At 47.1% G+C, this 15,148-nt stretch carries 17 protein-coding genes; 8 read left to right on the forward strand and 9 right to left on the reverse strand.

Annotated features, from left to right (window positions below; genetic code table 11):
• The 4 genes from ligA to RMO35_RS04970 all read right to left on the reverse strand — a co-directional run.
• The coding region (gene ligA, locus RMO35_RS04955) for an NAD-dependent DNA ligase LigA (RefSeq protein WP_309738983.1) at positions 1-1,481 on the reverse strand (1,481 nt) is incomplete at its 3' end.
• An 86-nt stretch (positions 1,482-1,567) separates the two neighbouring features.
• Positions 1,568-1,879, reverse strand: a complete 312-nt coding sequence (locus RMO35_RS04960) for a Uma2 family endonuclease (protein ID WP_309738984.1) — start codon at positions 1,877-1,879, stop codon at positions 1,568-1,570.
• Between the two features lie 92 nt (positions 1,880-1,971).
• On the reverse strand, positions 1,972-2,607 hold the full coding sequence (locus tag RMO35_RS04965; protein WP_309738986.1) for a sugar transferase: 636 nt from the start codon (positions 2,605-2,607) through the stop codon (positions 1,972-1,974).
• Between the two features lie 222 nt (positions 2,608-2,829).
• Positions 2,830-3,744 (reverse strand): alpha/beta fold hydrolase, encoded by a 915-nt coding sequence (locus RMO35_RS04970; protein WP_309738987.1) that lies wholly within the window; start codon positions 3,742-3,744, stop codon positions 2,830-2,832.
• Between the two features lie 172 nt (positions 3,745-3,916).
• Between RMO35_RS04970 and RMO35_RS04975 the strand changes: the two genes are divergently transcribed.
• The 3 genes from RMO35_RS04975 to RMO35_RS04985 all read left to right on the forward strand — a co-directional run bounded on the left by RMO35_RS04975 (position 3,917) and on the right by RMO35_RS04985 (position 7,745).
• A complete protein-coding gene (locus tag RMO35_RS04975) occupies positions 3,917-4,876 on the forward strand; it encodes a DUF362 domain-containing protein (protein ID WP_309738989.1) in 960 nt (319 codons plus the stop codon).
• Between the two features lie 145 nt (positions 4,877-5,021).
• Positions 5,022-7,031: a M48 family metallopeptidase gene (locus RMO35_RS04980; RefSeq protein WP_309738991.1), complete on the forward strand. Its 2,010-nt coding sequence runs from the start codon at positions 5,022-5,024 to the stop codon at positions 7,029-7,031.
• Positions 7,032-7,070: 39 nt separating this feature from the next.
• Positions 7,071-7,745 carry a hypothetical protein gene (locus RMO35_RS04985; protein ID WP_309738992.1) on the forward strand — a complete coding sequence of 225 codons (675 nt, stop codon included), beginning with the start codon at positions 7,071-7,073 and terminating at the stop codon, positions 7,743-7,745.
• Here RMO35_RS04985 and RMO35_RS04990 read toward each other — a convergent pair whose 3' ends face one another.
• Positions 7,746-8,984 carry a CCA tRNA nucleotidyltransferase gene (locus RMO35_RS04990; RefSeq protein WP_309738995.1) on the reverse strand — a complete coding sequence of 413 codons (1,239 nt, stop codon included), beginning with the start codon at positions 8,982-8,984 and terminating at the stop codon, positions 7,746-7,748.
• Between the two features lie 41 nt (positions 8,985-9,025).
• Between RMO35_RS04990 and RMO35_RS04995 the strand changes: the two genes are divergently transcribed.
• Positions 9,026-9,274 carry a Ycf34 family protein gene (locus RMO35_RS04995; RefSeq protein ID WP_309738997.1) on the forward strand — a complete coding sequence of 83 codons (249 nt, stop codon included), beginning with the start codon at positions 9,026-9,028 and terminating at the stop codon, positions 9,272-9,274.
• Positions 9,275-9,579: 305 nt separating this feature from the next.
• On the opposite strand, the gene RMO35_RS05000 is transcribed toward RMO35_RS04995, so the two are convergent.
• Entirely contained in the window at positions 9,580-9,720 is a 141-nt protein-coding gene (locus RMO35_RS05000) for a hypothetical protein (protein ID WP_309738998.1), read from the reverse strand.
• 2 nt (positions 9,721-9,722) lie between these two features.
• Here RMO35_RS05000 and hisD point away from each other — a divergent pair, with 2 nt between their 5' ends.
• The gene (gene hisD, locus RMO35_RS05005) at positions 9,723-11,039 is read left to right on the forward strand and encodes a histidinol dehydrogenase (protein WP_309739000.1); all 1,317 of its coding nucleotides are present in this window, start codon (positions 9,723-9,725) and stop codon (positions 11,037-11,039) included.
• Between the two features lie 370 nt (positions 11,040-11,409).
• Here the strand turns inward: hisD and RMO35_RS05010 are convergent, their stop codons facing one another.
• Complete coding sequence (locus RMO35_RS05010) at positions 11,410-12,357, reverse strand: hypothetical protein (RefSeq protein WP_309739002.1); 948 nt, start codon at positions 12,355-12,357, stop codon at positions 11,410-11,412.
• Positions 12,358-12,733: 376 nt separating this feature from the next.
• Here RMO35_RS05010 and glyQ point away from each other — a divergent pair, with 376 nt between their 5' ends.
• A complete protein-coding gene (glyQ, locus tag RMO35_RS05015; RefSeq protein WP_309739003.1) occupies positions 12,734-13,618 on the forward strand; it encodes a glycine--tRNA ligase subunit alpha in 885 nt (294 codons plus the stop codon).
• 127 nt (positions 13,619-13,745) lie between these two features.
• On the opposite strand, the gene psbN is transcribed toward glyQ, so the two are convergent.
• Positions 13,746-13,877 (reverse strand): photosystem II reaction center protein PsbN, encoded by a 132-nt coding sequence (psbN, locus tag RMO35_RS05020; RefSeq protein WP_309739004.1) that lies wholly within the window; start codon positions 13,875-13,877, stop codon positions 13,746-13,748.
• Between the two features lie 252 nt (positions 13,878-14,129).
• Here psbN and psbH point away from each other — a divergent pair, with 252 nt between their 5' ends.
• Positions 14,130-14,339: a photosystem II reaction center phosphoprotein PsbH gene (gene psbH, locus RMO35_RS05025; RefSeq protein ID WP_309739005.1), complete on the forward strand. Its 210-nt coding sequence runs from the start codon at positions 14,130-14,132 to the stop codon at positions 14,337-14,339.
• A 245-nt stretch (positions 14,340-14,584) separates the two neighbouring features.
• The gene (locus tag RMO35_RS05030; RefSeq protein ID WP_309739006.1) at positions 14,585-14,836 is read left to right on the forward strand and encodes a TatA/E family twin arginine-targeting protein translocase; all 252 of its coding nucleotides are present in this window, start codon (positions 14,585-14,587) and stop codon (positions 14,834-14,836) included.
• Positions 14,837-14,899: 63 nt separating this feature from the next.
• Here the strand turns inward: RMO35_RS05030 and RMO35_RS05035 are convergent.
• Positions 14,900-15,148, reverse strand: a 249-nt coding sequence (locus RMO35_RS05035; RefSeq protein WP_396135602.1) for a DUF309 domain-containing protein, incomplete at its 5' end; no start/stop codon positions are given.

Genomic DNA, 15,148 nt, shown 5'->3' on the forward strand with positions numbered 1-15,148 from the left:
GACTTCTCGCCCGTGCGATCTAAAGTCATCAACTTGGCAACAGTGAGATCGTATAAATCCGCAACTGAATTGACAAATTGACGATCGACTAATTGCTCGATTAACTTCTCGCCCACACCATTAATATCTAAGGCATCCCGACTTACCCAATGTACCAATGAACCCTTGAGAATTGCTGCACAGCTCGGATTATTACACCGCAATACCGCTTCCTTTTCTGACTTAACAACTGCCGTATCGCATACGGGGCAATTCGTCGGCATTTTAAAAGGTGCAGTCCCTGGCGGACGCAGATCGGTCAATACCCGCACGACTTTGGGGATAATTTCGCCAGCTTTGCAGACGATGACTGTATCACCAATTCTGATATCTAATTCATCGATGAGATCGCCATTGTGCAGCGTTGCCCGCTGTACGGTGGTTCCCCCCAATTGGACGGGTTGAAGGTGTGCCAAGGGCGTAATTGCCCCCGTTCTGCCCACATTTACACTGATATCCAATACCCGCGTTGGCGCTTCTTCGGCGGGATATTTGAGTGCGACTGCCCAGCGGGGGAATTTATTCGTAAAGCCGAGTTCTTGTTGCACCGCGAAGTCGTTAATTTTGACGACGACACCATCTGTCATATAAGAGAGATTTAACCGCTCGGTATTCCAGCGATCGTAATATTCACCTACTTTGGCAGCATCGGCACATAATTGGCGATGGGGATTGACCTTAAAGCCCATCCGTTCGAGCATCTCCAGCGATTCTAAATGGCTGTGGATTTCGGTTTCAGGGGTCGTAGTTGGAATTTGGAGCGTATAAGCATAGAAATCTAATTTTCGCTGGGCGACCATTTTGGGGTCTAATTGGCGTAATGCTCCGGCGGCAGCATTACGCGGATTTGCGAGGAGTTGTTCGCCTGCTTTTTCCCGTTCCTGATTGAGTTGCTCGAATACCGCAATCGGTAAAAAAGCCTCCCCTCGCACTTCGACTACTGGCGGCGGATTTTCGAGATTTAATTTAAGCGGAATCGATCGAATCGTCTTAACATTTTGGGTAATTTCTTCCCCCGTATCCCCATCGCCCCGCGTCGCACCGCGCACCAATAATCCATTTTCGTATGTAAGTGCGATCGCCGAGCCATCGATCTTCAGTTCGCAGATATATTCAGCACTTTCCTCGCTCCCCATATTCCGCTGCCAACCTGCTTCCCATTTGGCAAACTCCGCCATGTCAAAAGCATTTTCGAGACTGTACAGCGAGATCTTATGTTTGACGGAAACAAAGCCCGACGCGGGACGTTCGCCGACGCGCTGAGTCGGACTATCGGCAGTTACTAATTCGGGATATTGGCTCTCTAAATCTTGCAGCTCCCGATACAACCTGTCATATACGGCATCTTCCATGACGGGATTGTCGAGGACGTAGTAAGCATAGCCAGCCGCCTGGAGTTTGACTCGAAGTTGTTCGGTACGGGTAATGATTTCAGGTGTCACGATCGATCGCTGCTCAATGGTACTGTTATATTACAAGAACTCGATCGATTCCACAAGAAGTAACCACTGGAACTTAGCCAAATATTCTAGCTATCATGTGGAATTACCCGCTCGTTACGGAGCATAGCACTTACTTCATGAGGAGCATAGGGAGGGGTTTTCAAGTGAATGACTGCGTGACAGTTTGGACAAACGGGAGTCAAGTATTGTAAGCCCAGTCGGGTAACTTCTAGATAGAGTTTGCCAGATATCTCACCAGCTACTTCTGAGTGTTTACCGCGTGGTTTAGGCAGTTCGAGAATTTCTCCATCTCTGAGTTCGTAGCGATATTCCGATCGTTCTGGCAACCAGGTAATAAAATCATTAAAGCTAATTGTCTTAGATTCTGCTAGTACCATGTCGATCTTCTTAACTCAGTAAAGAAACAACTTCCTCTCAAGGTAATTTTAGCTCATCTCGATTCTCCAAGGAGAGGCTACGCCAACGCGAATTACTGACCTTGCATTCTGAGGACTACGGCAAATGTCCGTAACAAAATTTGGAAATTTAATGCTAGTGACTGATGTTTGCAATAGTAGAGATCGTAGTTAAGCTTGATTTTAGCATCTTCGACAGTACTGCCATAGCCATAGTTTACTTGCGCCCAACCAGTTAAGCCTGGTTTAACTGCTAATCTTTTGTTAAAGTTTGGAATTTGGTGTTCTAATTTATCGATGAACTGTTGGCGTTCGGGACGAGGGCCAACCATGCTCATTTCACCTTTTAAAACATTGATAACTTGAGGTAATTCATCGAGGCGAGTTTTGCGAATGAAGTTACCAACTTTAGTGATGCGGGCATCGCCTTTGGTTGCCCACTGAGCGCCGTTGCGTTCGGCATTCTGTACCATCGATCGCAATTTATAGATAGTGAATTTAGCACCTTTTAAGCCAACTCGTTCTTGTTTGTAAAAAATTGCCCCAGGGCTATCGAGTTTAATAGCAATTGCCACAAAGGGAAATACGATGATGAAGATTGCAGCAATGATTAATCCACATCCGATATCTAATACTCTTCTACCAACGAGATCGAAACGGTTAGGTTGTTTTTTAGAAGTTGCTTTGGATAGATCGCCGGAGTAATACATAGCTGCTTCGAGATTGTGTATTTGAGTGTTGCTCTGTCTTCAACATACTCAATTTAACAATCCCAACCGACCGAACATATCGTCATTATGACGGATAGATCCTCAGCTATTTGAACCGATCGAATCTAACTAGTTTGGTAATACACTGAATCTCGATCGATGCGTTCAGCTCTGCTGTACCGGAGGCAATCGAGCAGTTTCTCCATCACCCACAGATTGAAATCACGATCGAGGGGTGGCACTAGGAGATTTCTCCAACTTCCCAATCCAATCGATCAGCACGGGATTGACTAATTCTGGGGCTTCATCTTGGGGACAGTGCCCGACATCAGGGAGTTCGACAAATTCATCCACCGTAGGCACATTCATCAATTCGCGTCCTAAGTCGATCGGTTCCCACGGATCGGCAGCACCCCAAATCGCGATCGCGGGGCAAGCTAATTGCGGTAAGAGATCTTCAGGTAATGGCCCCCAAGAATAGGCGGTAAATTTCAGAAATACATCGGCTGCACCCGCATCGGCGGCGGGAGCCATCAAAATATCAATTAATTCTTCGCTGACGGCTTCGGGGCGATGGTAGGCTTGCAAGAGAATATTCCGCACGACTTTACGTTGGGCGAGTTGCTTGAAAAAGAACTTGCCGATTGCTGGTATAGTGAGGATAGACTGGAGGACTGGTGTGCCCCAGCGACGATAAAAGGGCATTTTTGCGCGTTTGCGATCGTGTAATAACCGCAATGAACAATTAAGTAGAGCGACACCCGTAATTGATGCTGGATTAGTAACCGCAGCTTGTAGGGCGACGATACACCCGATCGAGTTACCGACTAAGATTGTCGGACTCCCAATTATTTCTTGGCAAAAATCAACTACCTGTTCCGCCCAGGTTTCAAAGGTATATTCGATCTCACCACCGGGTTGGGGCTTGTCCGAACCGCCAAAGCCAATCAGATCGATCGCATAGCACCGACAAGTTTCAGCCAGAATAGGAATATTCTTGCGCCAGTGCCCGACGGAAGCCCCGAAGCCATGAATCAGTAGTACGGCTGCGCCCGTCTCGCCAGCAGTCTGATAATTAATCTGATGTCCGCGCCACATCCAGGTAGTATTTGCAGTCGGAGTAGCGATCGAAGTCATAGACAGTAATGGTTGCAACAATGGTATTCTAACGCGATCGATTAGCGGCAAAGCAATAATGTCAAGGATATAATGGGTACAGATTCGCGAAGTAAATGCCTGGAATCTAGATGGTAGGCAGTGCCCACCTATTACCTCTTACCTCTTACCCATTACCCATTACCCCCTCATCATGTCCCCAATTGTTAGTCTCATTCGCGCCACATCATACGAAACCGCCCAACTTCGCGAGTCAGTAGAAGCCGTATTAGCACCGCTAGGTGGGATGAGTGCTTTTGTCAAACCAGGAGATCGTGTCTTGCTCAAGCCGAATCTATTAACGGGTGCGCGTCCGACCAAAGAATGTGTAACGCGTCCCGAACTAGTTAGGTGTGTCGCGGAGTTGGTAATTGCCGCAGGTGGGAAACCATTTTTTGGCGACAGTCCGGCGTTTGGGAGTGCGATGGGGGTGGCTAAATCTAATGGTTATCTACCGATGATGGCGGAATTAGACTTACCTGTAGTGGAGTTTCATGGCAAACGGTATGAGACAGCCAGCGAGAATTTCAATCACCTGCTGCTGAGCAAGGAAGCGATCGAGGCTGATGTGGTAATCAATTTACCAAAGGTCAAATCTCACATGCAGCTAACGATGACGCTGGGTGTCAAAAATCTGTTTGGCTGCGTTCCGGGCAAGATGAAAGCTTGGTGGCACATGGAAGCGGGTAAAAGTGCCGAGCGATTTGGTGAAATGCTAGTCGAAACAGCGCGCGCAATCAGCCCAAATTTGACGATTATCGACGGTATCGTCGGACATGAAGGAAATGGCCCCAGCGGCGGCGAACCCCGCGAGTTGGGCGTGCTAGGTGCCGCTGCGGATGTGTTTGCGCTGGATGTGGCGATGTTGGAAGTTCTGAATGTCGAGGCGCATTTGGTACCCACAGCGGCGGCGGCGCAACGGCTGGGGTTAGCTCCGGCACTGGCATCAATCGAGTTTCCGTTATTGCATCCGGTAGATTTGAGTTGTAGTGATTGGCGGCTACCGGAAGCACTGGTGCCGATCGATTTTGCGATGCCACGGGTGATTAAATCGACTTTCCGACATCTGTATATTCGCTTGATTAAAGAACCGATGTCGGCTTATAAAAAGTAATTGTACTCGCGAGCAATCGAAGTTTGGCAGATCTAGCTAGATTACGAGTGAAAAGCTCTGGTTAATCGATCGATTAACCAGAGCTTTTTTATTGAAGATGTTTACTCGCATTGAAAATCCGTAGGTTTACCTAGATCTAGTCCGCTTGACTGGGGAATACTATTTTCATCCACTGAAGCCAAGATTTAAGTTTGGAGCGAGCTGGCTCAAAATTTTAAATCTCGATCTTCAAACTGAGCGTGATGATGTGATGGAGCTAGAGCAGCAGACTAAATTCGATCGATTGGTGCGTCAATTAGAACGATCGACACGTCAGCGGATGACGACTAATTATCAACTTCGAGTCGCCGCATTAGCCACACTTGGGTATGGATATATTGGGGTCATTTGTCTGTGCTTATTTAGCAGTTTGTGGATGATGCGGTGGTTGTTAGAAATGATTCAGCATCGATCGATCGAGATCGATCCACATCAATTATGGGTGCTATTTGGATTGGTCGCGATCGTCATTTTTTGGGTACAATCTGTACCCCTAACCGATCGAGAACTCGATCGTGCTGAGTTTACCGAATTATTTACTCAAATTGATGAATTGAGTATTAAATTAAAAACTCCCAAGATTCATCATGTGGTCATCAATTACGACCACAATGCGGCAATTTACCAAATACCACATCTCGGCTGGGGCGAGTGGCATTGTAATTATTTGTTGCTCGGTTTGCCATTACTGCAATCTTTAACTCCCGAACAATTCACCGCCACATTAGCACATGAGTTAGGACATTTAGCAAACAATGATAGTAGCTTTATTAGCTATATTTTTCGAGTGCGTCAGATGTGGGAGCAACTGACTATCGATAATAACTTATTTATTTTCCAATGGTTTTTTCGGTGGTACGAACCGTTAATTAAAGCTTATTCATTAGTGTCGGTACGCGATCGGGAATATGCCGCAGATGCTCTAGCACAACGCATGACGAGTCCAGAAATTGCCGCGAGCGATCTGATTCAAACTTATATTTATCAATATTACTTACAAACAGACTTTAATCGCCAACTCGATCGCCAAGCGCAAACATTCGCCACGCCACCAACCGATGTTGTGACCCAAATGTTAGCCGCGTTGCGTCAACCCCTCGATCCTCAAGCTGCTAGCGTGTGGCTGGGCTTGATTCTGGGACAAGCTACCGATACCGATGATACCCATCCCTGCTTGAGCGATCGATTGGCGGCTGTCGGCCATCCTACCCCGAAATCCTGGACACCACAACCGATTCTTCAGACAGCAGCCGAATACTTTTTTGGCGATCGATTGGCAGATCTTGCAGCCGAACTCGACCTCAAATGGTATGAAAGTCACACCGCAGTATGGCTGGAGCGACATCAACAAGCACAGCAACAACAAGCACATTTAGCCACGCTCGATCTTCAGATAAGTCAGGAACTAACTATCTGTGTAGCCACCGTTCGAGCTAATTTGACGACCGAATTACATGGCGAGTCAGTAGCCTTACCACTATGGCAAGAAATTCTCGCCCAAGCTCCCGAACATCCACGCGCAAATTATCAAGTTGGTAAATTTCTCGTCAATCGCGGACATTTTAGCGGCTGTTTTTACCTAGAGAAAGCGATTGAGTTAGAGCCAGATCTAGTCATATCTAGTTGTGAGGAATTATATCGATTCCACGCTTTTCAGGAGGATTTTAAGTCTGCGGAGATTTATTTAGATTGGCGACAACAGCATTTACCAAAACAATGGCGATCGAGATTAGAGCGCCAACTCGCTGCAACCGATCGATTTACCACTCACGCTCTCACAGTCGATATTCTTACCGAAATTCAGACGCAATTAACACAGTATCCGATTATCGCTCGTGCCTATTTAGTCTGTAAACCGATGCAGGTATTTAAAGATCGACCGCTATATGTCTTAGCGATCGAGTTGGTAGGTTCTAACTCTTGGCGTTGCCAGAAACAACTAGAAACCGATTCCCAGCTAGAATTCGATCTTTGTCAACAACTACAGATCGAGCTTGGTTTTATCGAACGTCTAGTTATTGCTACCTTCACCAAGAATCGATCGCTATTTAGCGATCGTCAAGATCTCAAACTGCTTGAGAATATTCAAAAAACATCAGCAGCTCATATTTTTTAAGATTCGCATTCATTCTGATATTGGCACCATCTACTATTCATGTCCAAGCTCCCATCCAACTTTTTAAATCATTGGCTATTAATCCAAATCTTTGGCTCACTCGCTCTGGCAATTGCCACTCAAGCGATCGTAGCCTTAATAATTTTATTAGCTCACATTGATAATTTAGCCGTTATCTTATTCTTTAGATTAGGAGGCTATTTACTAAGTAGTATCATTCAAGGATATCTCCAATGGCAGCTACTCAAGCAGATATTTAAGTCACTCGATCGGCAATGGATTTATACAGCAGTCGCCGCATTACCGATGACTGTTTTCAACTGGGGATTGATTCATCTCGGCATTAAAATGCTGGTATTAGATGAGGATGGGACTACGTTAATTATTTTGGCGATCGTCGGGGGAATTTGCGGTGGTATTAATGGTCGCATCATTGGCAATTGGCAAAAATCACTATTCAAAGAGCGTCTTTATTGGCGATCGTTATGGCATGATTGGGATCGCGAACAGTTACTTGCTGGTGCGCTTAGTGGGGTAAGCACGTCGGTAATTATTAGCGGCGCAGTATTTCTATTTGGTTGGGATTGGATTGCCTCACCCCTATCGGCATTTATCTGTTCGATTTGTTTGGCGTCGATTTCCCAATTGATATATGGTCTGATTGTTGGGGATACGATTCAAGATATCTTCAAGCAAGCTAAATTAATCGAGTAGTTAACGACTATCGATCGATTGCAAAAACTTATTCGCAAACTCGATCGCATCGGCAGCATTAGCCACATTCTTAGTAATTCGAGCTACCTGAATTTCAGTCAATAATTTACCGATTGTCGGCGATGGTGGGAGTGAGAGAGCCTGCATCAGCTCGTGTCCGCTAATTAATGGCGTTGGGTGCGCGACTTGGCTGTCGGGATCGAGATAGCGATCGATCAGATACTGTAAGTCTACTAATTTCACACCATTAGTCAGTGCGATCGCGATTAGTAGTGAAAAGTTACTGCCTACCGATTGAAACCAAAAATATTGCTCGCGCAAAGATAGCTCTTTACCCAGCAATTGCGGTAAATAAGTAATTAATGTACCGACCACCTGAATTTCTGCTGAGCTACATGTCAGCCGCAACATTTGGCTAGTGGCTAATTTAAGATCGGGCGATAATAGCAGCGTAAATTTGCCCAGAGAGCGACGATCGATCGAGATCGTCTGGCGCAAAGTCAGACTGAGTTCGCGATCGAGGGCGGGATATGATTGTTTAATTAACTCTGTTGCTCGATCGAATTGCTGCAATTTAGCTTCAAAATCCGCACCTACGGGTAACTCCAACCAACCAGCCAACAACGCATCCGCAACCAGTGCCGCCAACCACTGACTGCTAGCTGGTGTCTGCAATAAATACCGCAATTCTGCCAGCACCCGCTCGGCGGCAACGGTGGTTAATAAGGGTGCTAATTCCCGAATTGCGGCATGAGTAGCCGACTCGATCGTAAAATTAAGCTGTGCCCCTTGACGATAGGCTCTGAGCAGCCGTAATGGATCGTCAATGAGGTTTTCTCTGCCTACCATCCTAATAGTACGCTCCTGAATGTCCCGACTGCCACCAAACGGATCGATCGACTGTTGTGTTTGCAAGTCATAAGCGATCGCATTGAGGGTATAGTCGCGCCGTGCGAGATCTTTCCTAATATCTGCTCCATCCTGCTGGGCGATATCTACCGTCAGCCCCGGAAAGACCACCCGCGCAATCTGACGTTCCGCATCCAACAACACAAAACCCGCTTGATATGTCGTCGCCAACTGACGCGCCACTGCGACGGCATCAGTGGATATGACTAAATCTAAATCCAATTCCGCCCGAACGCGTCCCAATAAAGCATCCCGCACCGCGCCACCAACTACATACACTGGTTTTGGCAACAGATCGATGTCGAATGGTAGATTGGCTAAAAATTGCATAGAATACAAGATATCGGTTAGTCCCTAACCCCTGAAATGTCATGTGTATATGTATTAATTGCGAGTATGTCGATCGCTGCACGACCTATCATGCAGTCGAGGAACAACACCAACAACTTCATCTGACAGCTATACCTAATTTTGAGGCGACCCAACCCCAAATCAATGTTAACATCCGCACCCACGATGATGGTGTCGAAATGGAGTGGGATGTCGTCGGCTGTCTGAGCTTTGCGAAAGATACTGGCAAATGGTCGCGGCTGCGTCCGGGAGAATTGATTCCAACCTGATCTAGGCTTTAGGTATTAGGCTTTAGGCTTTAGGCTTTAGTAGAGTAATTAAAAGTAGGGTGGGCACTGCCCACCAAACAGTGTCGAGCCAGTAGGGTGGGCACTGCCCGCCAAACAGGTTTCAGCCCACCAAACAGATTTCAGGCATTATTAATAAGTGAAAGCGATCGAAAATAGGGCAGGCAGTGTTTTGGATTGACTGAAACGCTTGGCACGAGATTACCTCAGTGCCATTTAACCTTAACCCGACGATTGTGTCACAGCGATGACAATTCCTGACCAACCAAATAAGGCAACATAGTTAATTATCCAGACTGCCAGCGCAGCGCGATCGGTGTTGCCACGCCCGCTAAAAATCGCGCTAAGCTATAACAATACAAGGTCGCCCAGGATAAATCCCGACAGACCCCCGATCGTTCCACCTTTTGATAATTGGCATTTTTCAACCATGCTGCGAATCATCACTCAGCAGACTGAAGCGCAACAGGAGTTGCAGCGAATCAGTGCCCGTACCCACGACGACGCGATCGTCCACAAAGAAGCCACCGTTAATGAAATTGTCCAAACGGTCAAACGACAAGGCGACAAAGCTTTACTACACTATACGGCTGAATTCGACGGTCAAACCTTGACGGTCGATCGGTTGCGGGTCAGTGGTGCCGAATTAGATGCTGCCTATCAACAGGTGTCTAAAGAATTACTCAAAGCGATCGAACTTGCTGCTGGCAATATTGAAGCTTTTCACCGCCAGCGGGTACCCAAATCTTGGGTGACTTTTGGCGAAGATGATGTCGTACTAGGCAAACGCTACAATCCAGTCGATCGAGCAGGAATATATGTGCCTGGAGGCCGCGCTTGCTACCCCAGTACGGTACTAATGAATGCAATTCCGGCTAAAGTCGCAGGCGTGCCCCAAATCGCCATGGTGACGCCACCAGGAGCCGACAAAAATCTCAATCCGGCTGTCCTAGTTGCCGCCCAAGTTGCGGGTGTGGAGGAAATCTATCGAGTCGGTGGTGCCCAGTCGATCGCGGCATTAGCCTACGGTACGGATACAATTGCCAAAGTCGATGTGATTACTGGCCCCGGTAATATTTACGTTACCCTCGCCAAGAAGCTAGTCTATGGGACAGTCGGCATCGACTCGCTCGCAGGGCCATCAGAAGTCCTAATTATCGCCGATCGTCATGCCAATCCGATTCACGTTGCGGCGGACATGCTAGCACAAGCCGAGCATGACCCGATGGCGGCGTCAATTTTGATTACAACTGACCTCTCGTTAGCCACCGCCGTTCAAACTGCGGTCGAAAGTCAACTCCAAAATCATCCCCGCCGAACGCTAACCGAGAAATCGATCGCGCATTACGGTCTGATTATCGTCGTCGATACACTCGAAATCGCTGCTGAATTATCCGATCGATTCGCACCAGAACACTTGGAAATCAAAACTGATGACCCTTGGGAGCTGGTAAATCAGATCCGTCATGCTGGGGCAATTTTCTTGGGCAATTCGACACCAGAAGCCGTCGGCGACTATCTGGCTGGCCCGAACCACACGCTACCGACCTCTGGCGCAGCCCGCTACGCCTCGGCTTTAGGCGTGGAGACATTTATGAAGCACTCCAGTTTAATTCAATACTCTCATACCGCCCTGAGCAAAGTTGGTAATGCGATCGATGCACTTACCCAAGCTGAAGGACTGTTTTCCCATGGCGAGTCAGTCAGGTTGCGGTTGACCGATCCGACTGATGAATTGCGCGGCTAAAGTGTCATCTGGTTTAATTGCAGTTAATCAAAATTCAGGGTGGACGATCGCTGTATTTTTGCTTCCCCTTGACTCTAGGGTCGCATTCGGTACACTTACCGAGAGCCATAGCACAGCGATTAAAATCGCTGCTAGTGGTGCAAAGTCCGCCTACGCGGACTGAGATCTAGAGTGTCTTAATCGATGTGGCAACTGCTACATAGCAGTCGCCAAGTTCATTAGGACGTTCTTTAGATTAGTCCGCGTAGGCGGACTTTGCATTCCGAGCGGCGATTTCAATCGCTGTGTCCTAACAGCCTTGGCTGTTGCTATAACTACTACTTTGCCAATGGACATCGCCCACAAATCCCTCATCCAATCGCCACAGCCACTAGGATGGCTCTGGTAAATCTAACTTGGGTGGCAACGAGCGAACGATCGGGGCTGGCTTAGGTCTATTGACTTCACTCCGGGGAGCCACCTCTGCGCCATCTCCTCCCTCCCATGCCTTCTTAACTGGTCGTGGGCTGCCGCCAACTTCATTTGATGGTCTACTACCACCTTTACGGGGCATTTTGGCGCGGATCGTCGCGACAAATTGAGCGCTGCGGATTTCAAGATTATCACCCACGCGCACGACATCAAAATCCCAAAAATTACCGACTAGCTTTTGAGCCAGATCGCCAATTAACCGGATTTTGAAATAGCGCTCCTCCTCGGTTTTTTTCTTGGGTGCTTGGCGAATTTTGACGAAGATTTCTTTGGTTTCGCGTGATTGATAGATGACTTCGCCGCGAATAGAAAAGTAACTATCGGGAATACCCAAGGTTTCGATCGTGGGCATCGTGGGTACCTCTGCTGGATCGTCGCTCGATTCGCTCGGTTCGCCTTCTTCACGATCGGAGACAAGCGGCTTGATTAGCAGTTGAGGGTTCCACATCCCCATGATTTGAGCGTGGATTTTATTATCTTCTTTGCGGATGCGCGGATAAACTACCCATAGATGCGACTTTTCGAGATCGAGATGATTTTTGATCAGACTCATGATCCGACCGAGAATGACAGCATCGATCTGTGTCCCGTCGTCCGCTAGCACCATCCCCTGATTGAATTCCTCAGTCGAGGGGACATACTTGCCCAAAATCAAGCCGATCGCCCGATACTGAAGTGGCTCGCTCGCTGGTGGAATCGGTGTATTCCCCGTCAGTTGGAGCATGGGGGGCAACGGTGGATAGTCTGCCGGATCGGGCTTCTTGGGGCGTTTGATCGGCTTAGCAGGTCTAGTTGCAGCTTCTGGATGCGATGGCAGACGATCGGGAGGAAATTGTGCAGAACTCATAGAAAATGCCTTCGGACGGAGTCAAATTTTTCGATCTCCCTCTCATGGTAATCGGGATTTTCGAGACTGAATTGTCAATATTTCACCAACCGCGCAGATTGGTGATGTGGATATGAGAATCCGTCTTACATACATCATGCCCATATCCCGCTCTCAAACTACTATGTAAGCGATCGGATCTGTCTGAATGACTTTAGTTACATTTGCCTGCATAATTATTGATGCCAGCCTATTTTAGCAATTTCTGACCACGATTCATCTAATTTTTTGAATGATGTAGATTACATGCCGAGTAACAGTGGCAACTGTGCCCCTGTGAATAAGACTATGCTGACAGATCGCAAGTGAATCAAATTACCTCACTCCCAACTCCTAAATGAATTTTCAATCTGTTGTCGCTACCCTCAACCAGTTCTGGAGCCTACAGGGCTGCGCGATCGTCCAAGCTTACGATACCGAAAAAGGTGCCGCTACCAAAAGCCATCATACATTCTTGCGATCGATCGGCCCCGAACCTTGGTCGGTAGCTTATCTCGAACCCTGTCGGCGTCCGGGTGACGGTCGTTACGGTCAAAATCCCAACCGCTACCAGCATTATTATCAATACCAAGTCCTGATCAAACCCTCTCCCGACAATATTCAGGACATCTATCTAGACTCGCTGCGAGCGGTCGGAATTAAACCAGAAGACCATGATATTCGCTTTGTCGAGGATAACTGGGAAGACGCTGCGATGGGCGCTTGGGGCGTAGGCTGGGAAGTGTGGCTAGATGGGATGGAAGTCACGCAATTTACCTACTTCCAGCAATGTGGCGGGATCGATTGTCGTCCGGTATCGATCGAGATTACCTATGGCTTGGAGCGGCTGTGTATGTATCTCCAAGGCGTAGACTCGATCGCCAAAATCCAATGGAATGATACGCTCACCTACGCCGATATCTATCTCCAATCCGAAATCGAGCAATCTACCTACAACTTTGAAGCGTCTAATCCCGAATTATTATTTACCCTGTTCGATCTCTACCAGCAGGAAGCCGAGCAACTGATCGCCAGAGGATTGGTGATGCCGAGCTTAGATTATGTGCTCAAATGTTCGCATACCTTCAATATGTTAGATGCTAGAGGCGTTATCTCAGTCACCGAGCGCACGCGCTACATCGGCAAGGTGCGCGGACTAGCGCGCCAAGTCGCCCACCTCTATCTAGAGCAGCGCGAAAAATTAGGTTTTCCACTACTGTCAAAAGTGGCGGCAACTGTTTAGAAAACATCACCCGATCGATACTCCAAATCTGCGAAACTCAGATGGTGGGCAGTGCCCACCCTACAAATATTCACTGCTCAATCGATCTAAAACTATCCACTATTCACTATCCACGAGCAACTAAATATTAGTCTTCATGATCGTCAAAAGGATCGGACAATTGTTTGGAGGGAGCGCCGAAAGACACATATAGACCGTAAGCAGTGGTGAGGATCACCGCTGCACCCAAGGTAATGCTAAGAACTGTTGCAGATTCCATGATTAATTTAATTTAAGGATGTTGCTTCTCTTACAATATTAGTGAATTTTACAAAAATTTACCAAAAGATCTGGCAACTGACAGATATCATCCTCCTCTCTAGCCCGATCGAGATGCTACCCACGCAGAACATCTCGCACTCAAAATAGAACGGGATCGGTTGTCGAAAACTAGAATTTTGTTTGGTACACTGAGGATGTGGAATGTTTCCACCCCGCAGATATAATAGTATTCACTAACATTTATCAACACATGGCACAACGTACTAAATTAGGAGATCTGCTCAGACCTCTGAATGCTGAATATGGTAAAGTCGTTCCTGGTTGGGGCACTACCCCAGTTATGGGCGTATTTATGGTCTTATTTGCAGTCTTTTTACTCATTATTCTCCAAATCTACAATAACTCTCTAGTTCTAGATAGTTTTTCTGTGGACTGGAGCGGTGGCGGCGGCGGACAGTAGGTTCGATCGTGACAGGAGATGGGGGTGGGTGACTACAGGCAACTTGAATTAAGGTTTCCTATAGAACCGCGATCGCGAGATTCACTCGACCCCATACTCGATCGATCGCCACTAAATTAGTTAATAATTAATTATTAGGCGATCGAAGTTGTGAGGATTAGACTCTTTTTAGTAGATTCGATCTTGGTTACATTGACGGTATAAAGCTGCGATACACTGCCAGAGCATTTTGAAGGAAGAAGATTATGAACTTTTTTGGGATCGGTTTACCGGAAACTATCGCGATCGCTGTTGTCGTACTATTGGTATTTGGCCCCAAAAAGTTACCAGAAATCGGCAAGAGTCTGGGCAAAGCACTCAAGGGTTTCCAAGAAGCCTCAAATGATTTTCAGTCTGAGTTTAAAAAAGAAGTAGACGCGATCGAAACTGCGGTAAAGTCTCCTAGCCAAATCGAATCGGCTGAAGCTGTCAATAATAAGTCTGATAGCAATACTTAGATCGACTAGTGATGAGATTGTCTAGTAGTCAAGGCAAAGAAATTGGTTCGGATTTTTAAACATTCAAACAGATCGAACCCTTGGTAAAATACTAGAATCTTGAGCCAATCGACCGACAAAATCGTCTGTACCTTCAATTCCGATCGATTGTAAGGTAGTTAATAAATTACAACTATCTTGAATTAACTGGGTGACATCAATCCCCGCATATATTGGTTGATAATAAGGCAACCGACCGATCCCTTCGCCGAGTAAAGTCACCGCGCCGCGCCAGTTGCGATTGTGGAGATGATAGCAAGCGACGGCGATTTG

It is taken from the genome of Chamaesiphon sp. OTE_20_metabat_361 (assembly GCF_031364565.1).

What these genes read in the sequence shown, in the direction of transcription:
- RMO35_RS04960 (WP_309738984.1), bottom strand. Translation starts at nt 1,879, where the DNA reads ATGGTACTAGCAGAATCTAAGACAATTAGCTTTAATGATTTTATTACC.
- RMO35_RS04965 (WP_309738986.1), bottom strand. Translation starts at nt 2,607, where the DNA reads ATGTATTACTCCGGCGATCTATCCAAAGCAACTTCTAAAAAACAACCT.
- RMO35_RS04970 (WP_309738987.1), bottom strand. Translation starts at nt 3,744, where the DNA reads ATGACTTCGATCGCTACTCCGACTGCAAATACTACCTGGATGTGGCGC.
- RMO35_RS04975 (WP_309738989.1), top strand. Translation starts at nt 3,917, where the DNA reads ATGTCCCCAATTGTTAGTCTCATTCGCGCCACATCATACGAAACCGCC.
- RMO35_RS04985 (WP_309738992.1), top strand. Translation starts at nt 7,071, where the DNA reads ATGTCCAAGCTCCCATCCAACTTTTTAAATCATTGGCTATTAATCCAA.
- RMO35_RS04990 (WP_309738995.1), bottom strand. Translation starts at nt 8,984, where the DNA reads ATGCAATTTTTAGCCAATCTACCATTCGACATCGATCTGTTGCCAAAA.
- RMO35_RS04995 (WP_309738997.1), top strand. Translation starts at nt 9,026, where the DNA reads ATGTGTATATGTATTAATTGCGAGTATGTCGATCGCTGCACGACCTAT.
- hisD (WP_309739000.1), top strand. Translation starts at nt 9,723, where the DNA reads ATGCTGCGAATCATCACTCAGCAGACTGAAGCGCAACAGGAGTTGCAG.
- RMO35_RS05010 (WP_309739002.1), bottom strand. Translation starts at nt 12,357, where the DNA reads ATGAGTTCTGCACAATTTCCTCCCGATCGTCTGCCATCGCATCCAGAA.
- glyQ (WP_309739003.1), top strand. Translation starts at nt 12,734, where the DNA reads ATGAATTTTCAATCTGTTGTCGCTACCCTCAACCAGTTCTGGAGCCTA.
- psbN (WP_309739004.1), bottom strand. Translation starts at nt 13,877, where the DNA reads ATGGAATCTGCAACAGTTCTTAGCATTACCTTGGGTGCAGCGGTGATC.
- psbH (WP_309739005.1), top strand. Translation starts at nt 14,130, where the DNA reads ATGGCACAACGTACTAAATTAGGAGATCTGCTCAGACCTCTGAATGCT.
- RMO35_RS05030 (WP_309739006.1), top strand. Translation starts at nt 14,585, where the DNA reads ATGAACTTTTTTGGGATCGGTTTACCGGAAACTATCGCGATCGCTGTT.